General features: G+C 51.1%; 1 protein-coding gene. It reads left to right on the forward strand.

The window, feature by feature from the left end:
- Window positions 1-220: 220 nt before the first annotated feature.
- Window positions 221-718 (forward strand): PmbA/TldA family metallopeptidase (locus ACTHUM_RS16590; protein WP_440403505.1); only part of this gene is annotated, 498 nt, incomplete at its 3' end.

Consider the following 718-nt stretch of genomic DNA (forward strand, 5'->3'; position numbering starts at 1 on the left):
GTATTGGCTTTGCCATGATTGAAAAGGCCGTCTGAACGTCAAACGAACAGGCCGATTGAAATAGGGTAAGGCAAACATTTCAACCCTATATTTCAGACGGCCTTTTGATTTGTTTCAATCACTCATAAACCCAAGCAATCAACATATCCAAAGCCATATAAAATACCGTATAATCAAGACCAAATTAACTTTGCCTGCTTGTCGGGCCGTCTGAAAAATCATGCAACAAACCTACGCCGCCGTACAGCGAGATTTGCTCGAAGCCAACCATCTTTCCCCCGATTTGCTCGCCCAAAGCCTGAGCATTATCGGCGCCAACCATGTCGATTATGCCGACATCTATTGTCAGCGCACTGCCTATGTAAGTTGGCATTTGGAAGAAGGCATCGTCAAATCGGGCAGCTTCCAAATTGATCAGGGCGTGGGCGTGCGTGCCGTTTCGGGCGATAAAACCGCTTTTGCCTACGCCGACAGCCTGTGTATCGATTCGATCAACCGCTCTGCCAAAGCCGTGCGCGTGATTGGTGCGGCCGGCAACGAGGCCAGCGTCAAAGTGCCGACACCTGCCTACGGCAAGCCTGTCCACATGGCGATTGACCCTATTGCAAGCCTTGATTCCGCTGCCAAAGTCGCGCTGTTGAACAAAGTTGAAACGCTGGCCAAAGCCGCCGATCCGCGTATCGTGCAAGTGATGGCCGGTTTGACCTGCGAATACGAC

The sequence above is a fragment of the Neisseria sp. P0021.S006 genome (assembly GCF_051956895.1).